The 13,419-nt window shown below is 57.8% G+C and carries 12 protein-coding genes; 3 read left to right on the forward strand and 9 right to left on the reverse strand.

All coding sequences use genetic code 11. The features are described from left to right. The first annotated feature begins 180 nt into the window (after positions 1–180). Entirely contained in the window at positions 181–1,176 is a 996-nt protein-coding gene (locus tag AC2FJE_RS04065) for a helix-turn-helix domain-containing protein (protein WP_496697112.1), read from the forward strand. A gap of 235 nt (positions 1,177–1,411) precedes the next feature. On the opposite strand, the gene AC2FJE_RS04070 is transcribed toward AC2FJE_RS04065, so the two are convergent. Both AC2FJE_RS04070 and AC2FJE_RS04075 read right to left on the reverse strand, forming a co-directional pair. Then, on the reverse strand, positions 1,412–3,049 hold the full coding sequence (locus AC2FJE_RS04070; protein ID WP_282121479.1) for an adenylate/guanylate cyclase domain-containing protein: 1,638 nt from the start codon (positions 3,047–3,049) through the stop codon (positions 1,412–1,414). A gap of 120 nt (positions 3,050–3,169) precedes the next feature. Further along, the gene (locus tag AC2FJE_RS04075) at positions 3,170–3,862 is read right to left on the reverse strand and encodes a Crp/Fnr family transcriptional regulator (RefSeq protein WP_058274905.1); all 693 of its coding nucleotides are present in this window, start codon (positions 3,860–3,862) and stop codon (positions 3,170–3,172) included. Positions 3,863–4,043: 181 nt separating this feature from the next. Between AC2FJE_RS04075 and hemA the strand changes: the two genes are divergently transcribed. Then, positions 4,044–5,267 carry a 5-aminolevulinate synthase gene (gene hemA, locus AC2FJE_RS04080; RefSeq protein ID WP_496755310.1) on the forward strand — a complete coding sequence of 408 codons (1,224 nt, stop codon included), beginning with the start codon at positions 4,044–4,046 and terminating at the stop codon, positions 5,265–5,267. A 58-nt stretch (positions 5,268–5,325) separates the two neighbouring features. Here hemA and AC2FJE_RS04085 read toward each other — a convergent pair whose 3' ends face one another. The 6 genes from AC2FJE_RS04085 to AC2FJE_RS04110 are packed head-to-tail and all read right to left on the reverse strand — an operon-like array spanning position 5,326 to position 10,744. Then, a complete protein-coding gene (locus AC2FJE_RS04085; protein ID WP_496760663.1) occupies positions 5,326–5,658 on the reverse strand; it encodes a cytochrome C oxidase subunit IV family protein in 333 nt (110 codons plus the stop codon). Next, a complete protein-coding gene (locus AC2FJE_RS04090; RefSeq protein WP_496755312.1) occupies positions 5,619–6,167 on the reverse strand; it encodes a cytochrome c oxidase subunit 3 in 549 nt (182 codons plus the stop codon). The genes AC2FJE_RS04085 and AC2FJE_RS04090 overlap by 40 nt, the downstream gene beginning before the upstream one ends. Then, the gene (locus AC2FJE_RS04095) at positions 6,164–8,086 is read right to left on the reverse strand and encodes a nitric oxide reductase activation protein NorD (protein WP_496760664.1); all 1,923 of its coding nucleotides are present in this window, start codon (positions 8,084–8,086) and stop codon (positions 6,164–6,166) included. The genes AC2FJE_RS04090 and AC2FJE_RS04095 overlap by 4 nt, the downstream gene beginning before the upstream one ends. Before the next feature lie 9 nt (positions 8,087–8,095). Then, positions 8,096–8,905, reverse strand: a complete 810-nt coding sequence (locus AC2FJE_RS04100) for a CbbQ/NirQ/NorQ/GpvN family protein (protein ID WP_496760665.1) — start codon at positions 8,903–8,905, stop codon at positions 8,096–8,098. 5 nt (positions 8,906–8,910) lie between these two features. After that, positions 8,911–10,278, reverse strand: a complete 1,368-nt coding sequence (locus AC2FJE_RS04105; RefSeq protein ID WP_058274912.1) for a cbb3-type cytochrome c oxidase subunit I — start codon at positions 10,276–10,278, stop codon at positions 8,911–8,913. Between the two features lie 16 nt (positions 10,279–10,294). Beyond that, positions 10,295–10,744, reverse strand: a complete 450-nt coding sequence (locus tag AC2FJE_RS04110) for a c-type cytochrome (RefSeq protein ID WP_058275223.1) — start codon at positions 10,742–10,744, stop codon at positions 10,295–10,297. 306 nt (positions 10,745–11,050) lie between these two features. Between AC2FJE_RS04110 and AC2FJE_RS04115 the strand changes: the two genes are divergently transcribed. Continuing rightward, on the forward strand, positions 11,051–12,100 hold the full coding sequence (locus AC2FJE_RS04115) for a Hint domain-containing protein (RefSeq protein WP_496760666.1): 1,050 nt from the start codon (positions 11,051–11,053) through the stop codon (positions 12,098–12,100). Positions 12,101–12,127: 27 nt separating this feature from the next. On the opposite strand, the gene AC2FJE_RS04120 is transcribed toward AC2FJE_RS04115, so the two are convergent. Next, the gene (locus tag AC2FJE_RS04120) at positions 12,128–13,306 is read right to left on the reverse strand and encodes an NnrS family protein (protein WP_496760667.1); all 1,179 of its coding nucleotides are present in this window, start codon (positions 13,304–13,306) and stop codon (positions 12,128–12,130) included. Positions 13,307–13,419 lie beyond the last annotated feature (113 nt).

Consider the following 13,419-nt stretch of genomic DNA (forward strand, 5'->3'; position numbering starts at 1 on the left):
TCGACAACGCATATGGCGACAGAAACCTAATCTGCACATGCCCCCCAATGGACGCTTACGAAGAAGCCGCTGAGTAAGCGGGCTGAAACTCACGACCGACCCCCGAAATTATGGGGGTCGGCCATAAGAAATGGGCGGTGCCCCGAAGGGCAAAGCCAAAGACCATCAGGTGGAGGAACAATGAAACACTATGTCCTCAAAAATGCCCGTTCACGGCAAGCCTGCGTTGCCAGGCAAACACCCAACAGAAATCATCACGTCGATGTTGTCCTCTCTGGCGAGGACACCGAAGCATCTGCACAGATCGTCCTGGATTTCTTTGATGCCTTGAACAGGCTGGTCGAACATCATTCTTACATCATCAACATTCGCAGGTTGGCTAAAGATCCGGTCGAAGGGCCGCTGTACTGGTCTGGGCGAACGGCACTGTTTTGGGGGGATATCCACGAAAACTGGCGGTTGGATGACTCTGAGAAATCCTGGACCTCACAGGTTGTGAACCTGTCGTCGCGCACAATATTTGTCGGCAGCGCCGTTTTGCTGCTTGCTCAGATCGGGCGGGCAGAAAAAACAGTCGCCGCGGTGCACCCCAACTTCACGGCCGCAGCGCAGGAAATCGGACTGATCGAAGATGGATCGGGTATCCACATGGCCAATGATAACCGTTTGCACAGCGCATCGACCCGGTTAAGCGCTTTACGGTTGTTGTCCAATTTCGTTTCGATCGATCACGGAGAGCACCTCGCAGACACTCTGCGCGGATACATCGGACTGTCCGAGCCTAAAAGGACCGCCAAGAGCCATCTTGCAATCCGGCTTTTCCAACGGTCCGAGGCCGATCCACAAGTGCGACGAGCCATCGAAACGATGAGTGATAATCTTGAGGAGCCATTGCGGATCTCGGATCTGGCGCAAATGCTGGGTACGTCCACCCGACAGTTGCAGCGTCGATTCCTAAACAGAACCGGGACAAAGCTTTTGACAACGTACAGAGAGTTGCGTCTGGAACGGGCTGACACGTTGCTTCGGACAACGGATTTGTCGCAGCGAGAGATTTCGGCAGCCACCGGGTTTTCTTCTGCCGTCGCTTTGGGGCGCGCCTTTCGCGCCCATTACAAGACATCCCCGGACGACATCCGAAATCAACGCTTTGCGGGACAGTTATCCGCCAGGTAGGACGAAAAGGACCGCGCCCCGGCAAACAGTCGGTTCGTCACCCTCACCTTAAGTCAAACACACTCGCTGACCCACGCGTCGGGTGAGTTGCCGTTCCCATTGGGCCGTCTTCAGAGTGCGCACTGAAGCCGTTTTGGTTGGCTCAGTCTTGTAGGTTGTAGGCGCGCTCATCGCTGGCACATGACCGCCGGACCCCGCCTTTTGAAGTTACGACGGGCGCAACTCCCTGCATTTGTCAGGGATAGGGGGCACAAACGTGAGGCGCCGCCCGGCTTTCGACCAGACGCGCCAATTCAAAGGCCGAAACGCGGGTTCCAATGCCTTTAAGATCGAACGGTCCCGCCGGGGTCATATCTATCCGGACCTGACGCGCAGTTGCATTTGAGACAAGCACCTGACCGTCCTTGGCGATTTCACACAGGCGTGCCGCCAGATTGGGCGCAGGCCCGATGGCCGAGTAATCCAGACGACCCTCAAAACCGATCCGACCCAAGGTCGCTGCGCCCGTTGCGATCCCAATGCCGAGGCCAAGACCATGCTGCGCTATACCCGCCCTGTATGGGACCATCGCCTTTCGAACATCCACTTGCATTTTCTGGGCCAGATCAACGGCTCTCTGCGCGGCATCATCCAGCGGCACCGGCGCGCCGAACAAAACCATCAAACCGTCGCCAAGAAACCGTTCCAATGTTCCCCCGCAGGCCTCAACAAGCGGCCCGCAAGTGCCGTGAAATGAGTTGAGCGCCGCGACAACCTGATCCGCATTGGCAACGGTGGCGAAGGCCGTGAACCCGCGCAGATCAGCAAAAAGAACCGTGATCTCGGCCTTACGGGTTCTCAAGACATCCGCCTCATCCGTCGCGCCGACAATCATCGCTGCCACCTGCGCCGGCAAGAAACGTTTCAGACGATTGGTGCGCTCGATCTCTTCTATCTGGTTGGCGACCCGAGTTTCCAGCGCTGCATTCAAATCAGCTAGTTGGGCTTTTTGCACTTCGACTTGCCCGTAAAGCGCACCCAGTTTTTCGCTGGTCTGGTTCACGTGGTTTGCCAGCTCGCCCAGTTCGTCCCGATTGGGAACCGTAATCCGGTTGTCGAACCCACCCCGGGACAGCTTGCTGAGCACCGCATGGATACGTTCGATCGGCCACAACAGGGACGACGAAATCGAATATCCCAACAAAAGGGCAATCCCAATCGCCGCGATCGCCGCAGCCGTGATGCTTAGGCGTGAAGTCAAATATGCTTGTTCTGTAGTCCGCGCCAGTTCGCGCACTTCCTGTTCGACATTCTGCGCCACGGTATACGCCTCGCGCTGCATGGCTTGGAGCGGCTCGAACATGTGGTCGATACCGTGTTGCGCTGCGGCTAACAGATTGCCTTCGCGGTTTAGACGGCGCAGTTCAGTGATTGCCGGTAAAATGTCCTGAAGGTCAGATCGAAGGTTCGCAATCGCCTGCGCATCCGGCATTCCGGGCTGCCCGAAACTGCGAAAACCAAGGGCAAGGTTACGCTCTAGTGCTGCCGAAACGTGAAGTATCGAACGCGTAGAAGCTCCCAGAAATCCGTTCTGACGAGGAAAGTCTTTCAGGTTTTGCGGAACGAACAAGGACAGTAGATGTGTGTTCAGGTTCGAGATCGTCGTGTGGGTGTCATTAAAAAACGCAATACGCTCCTGATCGCGCATCATCGTCTCGGACCGCAGATTGGCCTGATGCAAAGCATATAGACCAAACAACACCAAACAGACCAGCAGACCGGTTATTCCTAGAAAAGCCACCAGCAGCTTGGCCCGAACCGAAAGAGCGACCTTGGCGACGCTGAGCGCAACCAAGGGCGGCCTGTCAGGGCCACCGTTGCGGTCGTGTGTCATGCTGCACCCCCCGCCGAAATACGCGGCAGAACTGGCATCATTGTACACAAACATGCGAAAAAACGCTAGCAAATATGCCAAAATGTCTGCGCTAATAACCCTATCGAAGCGGAATGTGCGCTACTTCTCGGACGAGTCGCGTTCGGCATAGTCACGCAGGCTTTGGATATCCGCGATTTCGGCGTGATTGCGATTGATCTTCACACCCACCGGCTTGAGTCGCGAAAACGCCCGGCTCAGACTTTCGGGTTTCATGCCCAAGCGCCCGGCAATCAGCATTTTATCATAAGGCAGCTCAACCTCGCAGCCGCCAGACACCTTGTCGGACAGGTTCAGCAGAAACTCGGCCACCCTCTGTGCGCCGGTCTGAGCCTTGAGTTGCTCCAACTGCGCGACCAGTGAATGCAAATGGGTAAAAGTCGAAGCCAGGATCGACACGCCAATCTCAGGGTCTTCGCGCATCAGGGACAAAAGAAGCGGGCTGGGAATATGCATGATTTCGCAGGCCGAAACAGCCTCTGCAGAGACTGGGTAAGGCACATTGCGCAGCGCGACCGCCTCACCAAAGCTTTCGCCACGGGTAAAGACACTGACGACGGCCTCGGCCCCAGTGGGCGCCATGCGAAACAGCTTGACCCAACCCGCCAGAACCACGTGTACGGCCTTGGCCTCTTCCTCCTGCAGAAAGATCGTCTCACCCCGGTCGTAGCGCCGCCAGATCGCATGGCTGAGCAGTTTGTCGATATGGTGCTCTGGCAGGCTTTTTAGCAAGAGCGACTGTCTGGCGATTGCCTTTTGTGTTTCATGGGCCAAGAAGTGCCCCCTTTTTCCCTGGCCAATCTCTCAGCCGGTACATTCGTTGCCTTATGGCTATGCCAAACCTGAATCCTCTGCACCAGCTTTTTCCTGCGCCACAACTTGACAATTGTCATGTCATCGCACCGCCACCATGCCTAACCTCAGGTCAAAGCCAGTATTCCCGGGAGTGTGTGAGATGGACTACCAGCGATTTTTCACCCAGAGCCTTGATGATTTGCGGGACGAAGGAAACTATCGCGTTTTCATAGATCTGCAACGGCACTGCGGGGCCTTCCCAAACGCGCGCCAGACTGATGGAGCGGTGCAGCGAGATGTGCGGATCTGGTGTTCCAACGACTATTTGGGCATGGGGCAGCATCCGGAGGTGATTGGTGCGATGCATGACGCACTGGATCGCTACGGTGCAGGTGCGGGTGGCACGCGCAACATCTCGGGCACAACACATGACCACGTGCTGCTGGAAAATGAACTGGCCGATCTGCACGGGAAAGAGGCCGCGCTGCTGTTCACTTCGGGCTATGTCTCGAACTGGGCCGCGCTGGGAACTCTGGCGGCCAAAATCCCCGGCCTGATCGTTTTCTCTGATGCGTTGAATCACGCGTCGATGATCGAAGGCATCCGCCATTCGCGCGCGCAAAAGGTCATCTGGAAGCACAACGACCTTGAAGACCTCGAGGCGAAACTGGCCGCGGCCGCCCCCAACGCGCCCAAGATGATCGCGTTTGAATCTGTCTATTCAATGGATGGTGACATCGCTCCGATCAAGGGTATCTGCGATTTGGCCGACAAATACGGCGCGATGACCTATCTGGATGAAGTTCACGCCGTTGGTCTTTACGGCCCCCGTGGCGGTGGCATTGCCGAGCGTGAGGGGCTGATGGACCGGCTGACCGTGATCGAAGGCACGCTGGGCAAAGCATTCGGCGTGGTTGGCGGTTACATCGCCGCTTCGGCTGCGCTGTGCGATTTCGTGCGCAGCTTTGCCAGCGGGTTCATCTTTACGACGGCCCTGCCCCCCGCGATTGCAGCTGGTGCTGCGGCCTCGATCCGGCATTTGAAACAGTCGAATACCGAACGTGATCTTCAAAAAGCACGCGTGGGGCAGGTACGTGCCCGACTGGATGCCGAAGGAATTCCTCACCTTCCTAACCCCAGCCATATCATCCCCGTGATGGTAGGCGATCCGGTGAAATGCAAATTCATCTCGGATACGCTGTTGGAAGAGTTCGGTATCTATATCCAGCCGATCAACTACCCAACCGTGCCCAAAGGGACCGAGCGTTTGCGGATCACCCCTTCGCCTGTGCATACGGACGAGGATATTGACCATCTGGTCGGCGCCCTGTCGGCCCTGTGGCACCGCTGCCAGATCGCGCGGATGCCGATGGCCGCGCAATAGCCATGGTGCCCAATCGCACCTGAGAACTTGCCGCTCTTGAAGGCGGCTTTTTCTTTGATCACATGAGGTAGAGGGAAAAGATGACGAGCACAAAGCCGGTCAGCACCGCTGTGAACCCGCGCAGCCAAACCTGACTTTTTGCGAGGTCCAGATACAATGCAAGGATAACGCGGGCTTTGATCAGCGCGAGGATCAGGATACCGGCGCCCAGAAGCTCCGGTAGTACGGGCAGCATGGTCAACAATGCGGAAACAAGGCTTAGCGCGAGCAACGTAAGCCAAGCACGCAGGAGTGAGTTCGGGAGCCTCTGGCGGGCGCATTTGAAAAAAGATGAAGCCTGTGACACGGTGCCTATCCCAGAAGGTAAATCACGGGAAACAGCATGATCCATACCAGGTCGACCATGTGCCAGAACTGAGCGCCAGCCTCGATGTTACGTGCATCGTCGCGCCAGGCAACGAGCACCAGGATACCCACCCCTGCCAACACATGTGCTGCGTGAAACCCGGTCAGCAGGTAGTAGAACATGAAAAACGGGTGGGTCTCAAACGTGATCCCCTGCGCCGCTTTTCCCGTGTACTCGACCCCTTTGATGATCAGGAACACTACTCCCAGCAGGGCAGCACCGATCAAGGCAAGACGTGCGGCACCACGGCGTGCCACCTTGCGCCAAAGAAGCGCCTGCGCGGCGAGGTAACCTGACGTGACCAGCACTGCTGTATTGAAGGCCGCACCCGTGCGATAAAGATGCGACTGCGCCTCGGCAAAGCCCGCAGGGTCGGTCAGGCGAACGGCCATGAAGGCGATCAAGCCTGCCCCGAACACCAACAGCTCCGAGATGATGAGCACCCACATCAACAACTCACCTGGAAGCTCGTCGATCAGGGAGGTATCGCTCATGCGCCGACCAATTGGCGGTAGATCTGCGGCAGCGCCATGGTCAGGCGGTGCGGGTCGGGGATGACCGCAAACCCACCTTGTCCGAACATTCGCGGGAACCAGCTTTTGCCGGTTTTGTCGATGGTCACACCGAACACCGAATGCCCGGCGCGGCGCGCCTCGCGGACGGCCATGCAGGTATCTTCGATACCATGGCGCCCCTCGTAATGGTCCAGATCGTTAGGCTTGCCATCGGTGATGACCAACAGCAACCGCCGCTTTCGGCTTTGACCTGCTAGATCGGCCGAGCAATGGCGGATCGCGGCCCCAAGCCGCGTGTAATGGCCCGGCCGCAGCGACGCGATGCGCTGTTCGACAGTCGTACCCATCGGCTCATCAAAGCGCTTGCAGCGCTGGACGTAGACGCGTTGGCGTTTTAGCGAACTGAAGGCGTGGATGGCGAAATCGTCACCACAGGCGTTCAGGCCCCAGGCCAGCGCGGCCAGTGCCTCGCGCGCGATGTCGATCACGGCCCGTCCTGTGACGGCGCTTTCAGTGGAGCGGCTGACATCCAGCAGGATCGAGACGGCAAGGTCGCGCGCTTCGGGACGGGATTGCATCCAGATACGCTCGGTTCCTTCACCATTTGCGCAGCGATCAACCTGTGCCCGTACGGCGGCCTCGATATCCAGTTGGTCGCCATCCAGATGGCCGCGCGTCATAACACGACCGGGGCGCAACGCCTCGAACTGGCGCTTGACCGCGCGGATACGGCGAGCGGCGGCTGGGTCCTTGCCAAACTCCGCCGCGTCTTCGCGGATATCTGCATCCGAGAGCAGAACATTGACGTGATCGGGCAGATACCGACCCGTCCGCACATCCCATTCGGGATAGAGGATACGGCCCGACAACCGCTCTCGGTTCACATCCTCAGGGGCGAGGTCCAGATGCAGTTTTAGCTTGGTGGGCGGCGCCTTGGAGATCTGCCCAAGGCCAATCTCTTCTTGGTCGTCGGCAGCCTTTTTGGCGTTGTCGGGATCATCGTCATCGATACGGCGATTGATGTTTAGAAACTCAGCCCAGCTGAGGATGGCTTCGAACTTGTGTAGGATAAAGCTGTCGCTGCGGGACGCCTGATCGGATTTGCGACGGCGGGCACGGTGAGTTTTCTCGCCGGATTCTTCAGGCGGACCCTCGGTATCGGGGTTTTCGACCTCGTTGTGTTCGGAAAAGCCAACCGCACGCAGTGCGGGCCACAGTGGGACCGGGCGCATCGGTTGATAGCCGCGCGGTGCGGTCAGTTGATCGTCCATCGCCAACAGGTTTTCGGCCTGCTCCGACAATTCGGCGCGATCGCCCAGTCTGTGCCGGATCAGCTCTTCGACAGCGGCCTCGACAGGCGGAAGGTTGGGGGTGTCGCGTTGAAGCAGAAAACCTTTGCAAAGCTCGGTGTAAAGCGGGTGAAGGCCCGGGGCGCCTTCCAATGTCGCCTCGACCATGTTTCGAGCGGCGATCAGCGCTCGCAAATCGGCGCGCAGCGGGTCATCTTCGTCAATTCGTGTTCCGGCATGCGCGGCTGCTGCCGCCAGCCAGATATACAATGCGCCGTTTGCCTCGCGCACGGGAAACACCGCCAGACGATCTGGCAGGCGCAGAACCTCGCCATCAAACGAGGCGCGCGGCATCAATTCAGTCTCGGTAGCCAGCCGGCGACGCCAGCTTAAACGATGACGGGAAACCTCGGGTGAGACCGGACGCAATTCAACGCCCGGACTACCTCCCAGCCCTCGGAAAAGGACTGCCAGCCGCCCCGCGACCTCAGAGAGGTCGACCGCGGCTCCTACGTGCACCTCAGGTGCATCAAGGCGGCTGGCGAGGGTGTGCCACAGTTTCCCGATCGTTTCTTCGGGTTCCCATGGCTCAAAGTCGATCTTGACCATCGGCCGGCCTCACCCAAAGACAGCCGTGACAAGATCGAGGAGCCCGCGTTTGATATCCTCGTCATCCGTCAGAGGTTCGATCATTGCGGCAAGGATGGCGCGGTCGGTGGACATGCCTTGTGCGATCAGCGTCGCGGCATAGACGACCAGACGGGTGGAAACGCCTTCCTCGAGATCCTGACCCTTGAGCCCGCGCAGCTTACCGGCCAGTCGGACCAGTGGCTTGCAGCGTTCCAGCGGCAAGCCGCTTTCCTGCGCGACAACTTCGGCCTCCATCTCGGGCGAGGGGAAGTCGAACTCCAGCGAAATAAAACGCTGCCGGGTCGAGGGTTTCAGGGTTTTCAGAATGTTCTGATAACCGGGGTTGTAAGACGCCACCAGCATGAAACCGGGCGCAGCCTCGAGCTCTTCACCTGTGCGGTCGATCGGCAGGATGCGCCGGTCGTCGGTCAACGGGTGCAGCACGACAGTCACGTCCTTGCGGGCCTCAACGACTTCATCGAGGTAACAGATTGCGCCTTCGCGCACCGCGCGGGTTAGCGGGCCATCGACCCAGACGGTTTCGCCACCTTTCAGTAGGTATCGCCCGATCAGGTCGGCCGCGGCCAGATCGTCGTGGCAAGCCACTGTGTAAAGCGGACGGCCAAGGCGCGCGGCCATATGAGCCACAAAGCGGGTTTTTCCGCAGCCTGTCGGACCTTTCAGCAGGACCGGCAAGTTGTTGGCATAGGCGGCGGTGAACACATCGCATTCATCGCTTTGGGGCAGGTAGAAGGGGGCGTCAGCCGCCCCCGTTCCCATTTGAATGGAGCCATCCATTTGCATCACTCCGCAGGGGTTTCAGCTGCGCCCGGCTCGATGATCTCTTTGCGAGGCACCCAGACCGAGTAGATGAACAACAGCGCACCAAGGACCACCACGACGCCAGAGCCAAAGCGCATCCAGTAGAAGATCGCGATCTGGTCTTGCACGTCCATGAAGTAGTCTCCGACCACGCGCTGCATGTGCGTCTGCACGGTTCCGCCGAAAGTCAGCACGAAGGTCATGAAGACCATGCCGCTGGTCATCAGCCAGAACGACCCCATGTTCATCACCTGATTGTACGGATCGCGGTTTTTGAGGATCGGCATGGCATAGCTGAAGATCGCCAGGTTTAGGCAGACATAGGCACCGTAAAAGGCCAGGTGACCGTGGGCTGCGGTGATCTGCGTACCGTGGGTATAGTAGTTCACCCCGTGCAGCGTGTGCAGGAAGCCCCATACCCCGGCGCCAAAGAAGGCCAGCGTGGCACAGCCAAGCGACCACAAAAGCGCGGCCTTGTTGGGATGGTCCCGACGGCCCTTCCAGACCATGACGAAAGCAAAGGCCATCATCGCGAAGAACGGGATCACTTCGAGGCTCGAGAAGATCGAACCGATCCACTGCCAGTACGCAGGGGTACCGATCCAGTAGTAGTGGTGCCCAGTTCCTAGGATGCCCGAGAACAGCGCGGCCGCGACGATGACATAAAGCCATTTCTCGACCACCTCACGGTCAACACCGGTAAGCTTCAGCATCAGGTAGGCAAGGATCGAGGCCATGATCAGTTCCCACACACCTTCGACCCACAGGTGGACAACATACCACCAGTACTGCTTGTCCAAGGACAGGTTGCCAGGGTTGTAGAAGGCAAACAGGAACAGCAGCGCCAGCCCCCAAAGACCCAGCAGCAAGATGTTGGTGATCGCGGTCTTCTTGCCCTTCAGAACCGTCATCGACACGTTGTAAAGGAAGATCAGTGCGGCCACGACGATGCCGGCCTTGACCCATTTGGGTTGCTCAAGGAACTCGCGCCCCTCTTTGCCCAGCAGCCAGTTTCCTTCGAACAGGTTGAACGTATAGGTCAAAACCACGCCCAGTGTACCAACCACCAGAATGATCAGCTGCAGATATGCCAGCATGGGCGAATGGATCTCACGCTCGGCCTCTTCCGGGATCAGAAAATAGGCCGCGCCGAAGAAGCCCAGGATCAACCAGACGATCAGCGCATTTGTGTGCAGCATCCGCACAATGTTGAACGGCAAAAGCTCGCTCAGGAAATTGGGCGATACATAGATCCAGCCGGCGATCAGACCACCGATTACCTGGATCGCGAACAAGCCCATCGCTACGGCAAAGTAGGCATAAGCAATTTTTTGGGATTCGTACTTCATTACTCTGTTCCCTTCCTCAGCCGGCCTCGTTGGGCGGCCAGTCCTGAGCGTCGATATTGTCCGTCCAGATCAAAAAGTTGGTCAGATCACGGATTTCTTCGTCGCTGAGGTTGAAATTGGGCATCTGCCGACGACCAGGAATGCCTGTGGGTTGTGCTTCCATCCATCCCTTGAGGGCATCAAAGGCCGATTCCGGATCATCCAGAACATCCCACCGGGTCATCACGTTGCCGACCTCTGGGGCAAAGTAAGCCCCTTCACCCAGAATCGTGTGACAATTGATACAGGCGTGTTTTTCCCAGACGTGTTTGCCCCGCACCACGCTGTCATCAAGATTCGCGGCATTCTCGGAATTCACGATGTACCAGTGGGAATGGGCCGACAAAGCCAGAAAGATAAGAATAAAGAACAGTGACCCGCCATAGAAAATATTGCGGGCCATGCTCTTGGTCATGACTTCTCGCATCGCGCTCTCCTTTGCGCAGATTAGCTTGTGAAGATCAGCATGCAGTTGGGGACCGTGCAGCGCCTTAACGAAAGTCAAGACTGGCAAACATCGCTGATGAAGCACCCAGAGCCCGCAACAAAAAGGCCAACCCGAGTGTGGCCTGCGGAAGACTATTGCACCTACAATTGGTCTAAATACCCCAAAAATGCCGTTTTAACGCCTTGAAAAACGTCGCCAGACTTAGCAACATTTTTTCGTGAGCACTCAGTAGCGACGCTTTTGCGCGGCCTCGCAGAAGCAAAGCACACAAAGGTCAGGGTAACGATGGCAATTGATATTTACGGTGCATTCCGTTCTGACTCGACGATGTCGACCAGTCAGGCGCAGCTTTACCAAGTCAATACTACATTCCAGATATCTCAATACAGCCAGATTACGATTTCCGACGGTGCCGATCCTACGATCATCGATGGGGATAACGTATCCAATGAAACTCCCAATGACCCAACCCAGACATATCTTGGGCGCGCGTTTGATTGGGATTACACCATCCGGGTCCGTGATGAAGATGGCAATACTTATGAAATCGGCGTCATGGATTGGGACATCAACAACAACGGGTCTATGAATACCAACTCCGCTGAGCAGGGTTACTTCCTTGGCTTTATTGGCGGCAGCGTCCCTCCTCTGAACACGACGCTCACTATTATCGAATTGACCGACAATGGCCCGGACATTCCGGTTGATACGGTTGTGCCGTGTTTCACAAATGGTACGCTGATCGAGACGCCAGATGGCATGCGCCCTATCGAGGCGCTCGCGGTCGGGGATGAGGTGGTGACGATGGACAGGGGTCCGCAGCGTATTCGCTGGATCGGCGCACGCGCATTGACCGGCCAGGAGCTGTCGGAAAAGCCCAAACTTCGCCCGATCCGCATCGCGGCTGGAACATTGGGCAGCGGACTGCCGCAGCGCGACTTATTGGTATCGCCACAGCATCGGATGCTGGTGCGCTCGGCCATCGCGATCCGAATGTTCAACACCAGCGAAATTCTGGTGGCTGCTCATGCGCTGGTTGGCGTTCCCGGCATAACGGTCGAGGAAAACGCAGAGTCGGTCGAGTATTTTCACATGCTGTTCGAACAGCATGAGATCGTCTTTGCCGAAGGCGCCCCATCAGAAAGCCTGTTCGCCGGAGCCGAAGCGCTCAGAACCGTGCCACTTGCAGCCCGGGCAGAAATGCTGGAGCTGTTTCCTGCCCTGGCCACCGAGGATTTTGTGCCGCCATCCGCGCGTCCGATCCCGAGCAAAGGCAAACAGGTCCGACACATGGTGCAACGCCACATCAAAAACAGCCGCTCATTGATCGAATGATTTCGATCGTTTGAAACGATAAGGTTCCTAGTCTTGCTTCGCGCGCGGTCCTGTCAATGCGGGCCACATCGCAACCAGATACAGCGCAAAAGCCATGACCCACAGACCGTCAGACAACAGCATTGCGACCAAATAGCCCGTGTCCATCTCGGCCCCGATCCAACGCGACAGCGCCGCCGCCGCCATCAATCCATAGGCCACAACCATTGGTCCAGGTGCGACCAGCGCGCGACCGCTATGTCCGAGCGCGGCGCGACTCATGACCGCCAGTGTCATGCCACCTACGCAACCGATACCCAGGACATGCAGGGCGGCAACCTCATTGCCAAGACCCAGCACCGCCAAGCCCCACAGGATCAGACCCAGTGCCAGCATGCCCAACCCCAGATGCAGCGCCAGCAGGATCGGTTCACGCGCAGCCCAAATTGTCCGCCACCGAGCCATGCGCAGGATTTGCACAACGCCCAACGTTAGGGCAACAGCCCCGGCAATTTCCCAATCGCCTGATGCCAGAACGCTTAGCGGCAAGATAAGCGACAATCCCATACCGGCCTTGTTCAGCGCACCGACGGAAACGGGCCAGTCAGCCTCAGACGCCCCGGCGCGTTTCATGGCGTTGCGGGTAAAGGCCGGCGTGATCCGCCCGCCCAGAATGGCTATCATCGCGCAGAGCGTCAGCAAACCCATCCGCAACCCGGATTGTAACGTGTCATCCGTCAGCCCGATCCACTCAAAATGAGTCAGCAAGTCCGCGATCCAGATCAGGCTGAGCAAAAGTAGGAAAATCATGTTCTGCGGTTTCGGCCGGCGGATCAACAGCGTCGCTATCTTGGCTGCAAGGATCGGAACAAACGCAAGGTCGATCACGGCAACCATAACCGGCGGTAGCATACCGGAAAACCACATTGCCATCCGGCCTGCCAGCCATACCCCTGCCGCAAGGGCGATGAACCGCGCGCGCGCGTCAGGTGCACCGGTCCAGTTTGGCACCGCCGTCAAGAAGAACCCGCCCAGCGCCGCGGTGGCATAGCCAAAGATCATCTCATGCGCATGCCACATAGGCGGCGTCATGCCGTAATCCGGTGCCACGTAAGGCACCGTCAGCCACAAGCCCCAGACTAGCCCCACAAACAGGCCATACAGCCCGGCGGACAGAAAGAATACGCGGAACCCCTCACCAAAAATACGGGTGATGACTGCGGGCATGGCTGCTCTCCTAGGTCGTTTTTCCAAGCCCTAGCAGCCTGCTTGTTCGCGGCACTTAACCAAAATCAAAACGGCGGAAAACATGCCTCTAAAACACAGATTTTCTGAGGTTT

Source organism: Ruegeria sp. CDSC002 (assembly GCF_059610905.1).

Bases quoted from the DNA above. Each gene is read 5' to 3' on its own strand.
- AC2FJE_RS04065 (WP_496697112.1), top strand. From the start codon at position 181: ATGAAACACTATGTCCTCAAAAATGCCCGTTCACGGCAAGCCTGCGTT.
- AC2FJE_RS04070 (WP_282121479.1), bottom strand. From the start codon at position 3,049: ATGACACACGACCGCAACGGTGGCCCTGACAGGCCGCCCTTGGTTGCG.
- hemA (WP_496755310.1), top strand. From the start codon at position 4,044: ATGGACTACCAGCGATTTTTCACCCAGAGCCTTGATGATTTGCGGGAC.
- AC2FJE_RS04085 (WP_496760663.1), bottom strand. From the start codon at position 5,658: ATGGATCATGCTGTTTCCCGTGATTTACCTTCTGGGATAGGCACCGTG.
- AC2FJE_RS04090 (WP_496755312.1), bottom strand. From the start codon at position 6,167: ATGAGCGATACCTCCCTGATCGACGAGCTTCCAGGTGAGTTGTTGATG.
- AC2FJE_RS04095 (WP_496760664.1), bottom strand. From the start codon at position 8,086: ATGGTCAAGATCGACTTTGAGCCATGGGAACCCGAAGAAACGATCGGG.
- AC2FJE_RS04100 (WP_496760665.1), bottom strand. From the start codon at position 8,905: ATGGATGGCTCCATTCAAATGGGAACGGGGGCGGCTGACGCCCCCTTC.
- AC2FJE_RS04105 (WP_058274912.1), bottom strand. From the start codon at position 10,278: ATGAAGTACGAATCCCAAAAAATTGCTTATGCCTACTTTGCCGTAGCG.
- AC2FJE_RS04110 (WP_058275223.1), bottom strand. From the start codon at position 10,744: ATGCGAGAAGTCATGACCAAGAGCATGGCCCGCAATATTTTCTATGGC.
- AC2FJE_RS04115 (WP_496760666.1), top strand. From the start codon at position 11,051: ATGGCAATTGATATTTACGGTGCATTCCGTTCTGACTCGACGATGTCG.
- AC2FJE_RS04120 (WP_496760667.1), bottom strand. From the start codon at position 13,306: ATGCCCGCAGTCATCACCCGTATTTTTGGTGAGGGGTTCCGCGTATTC.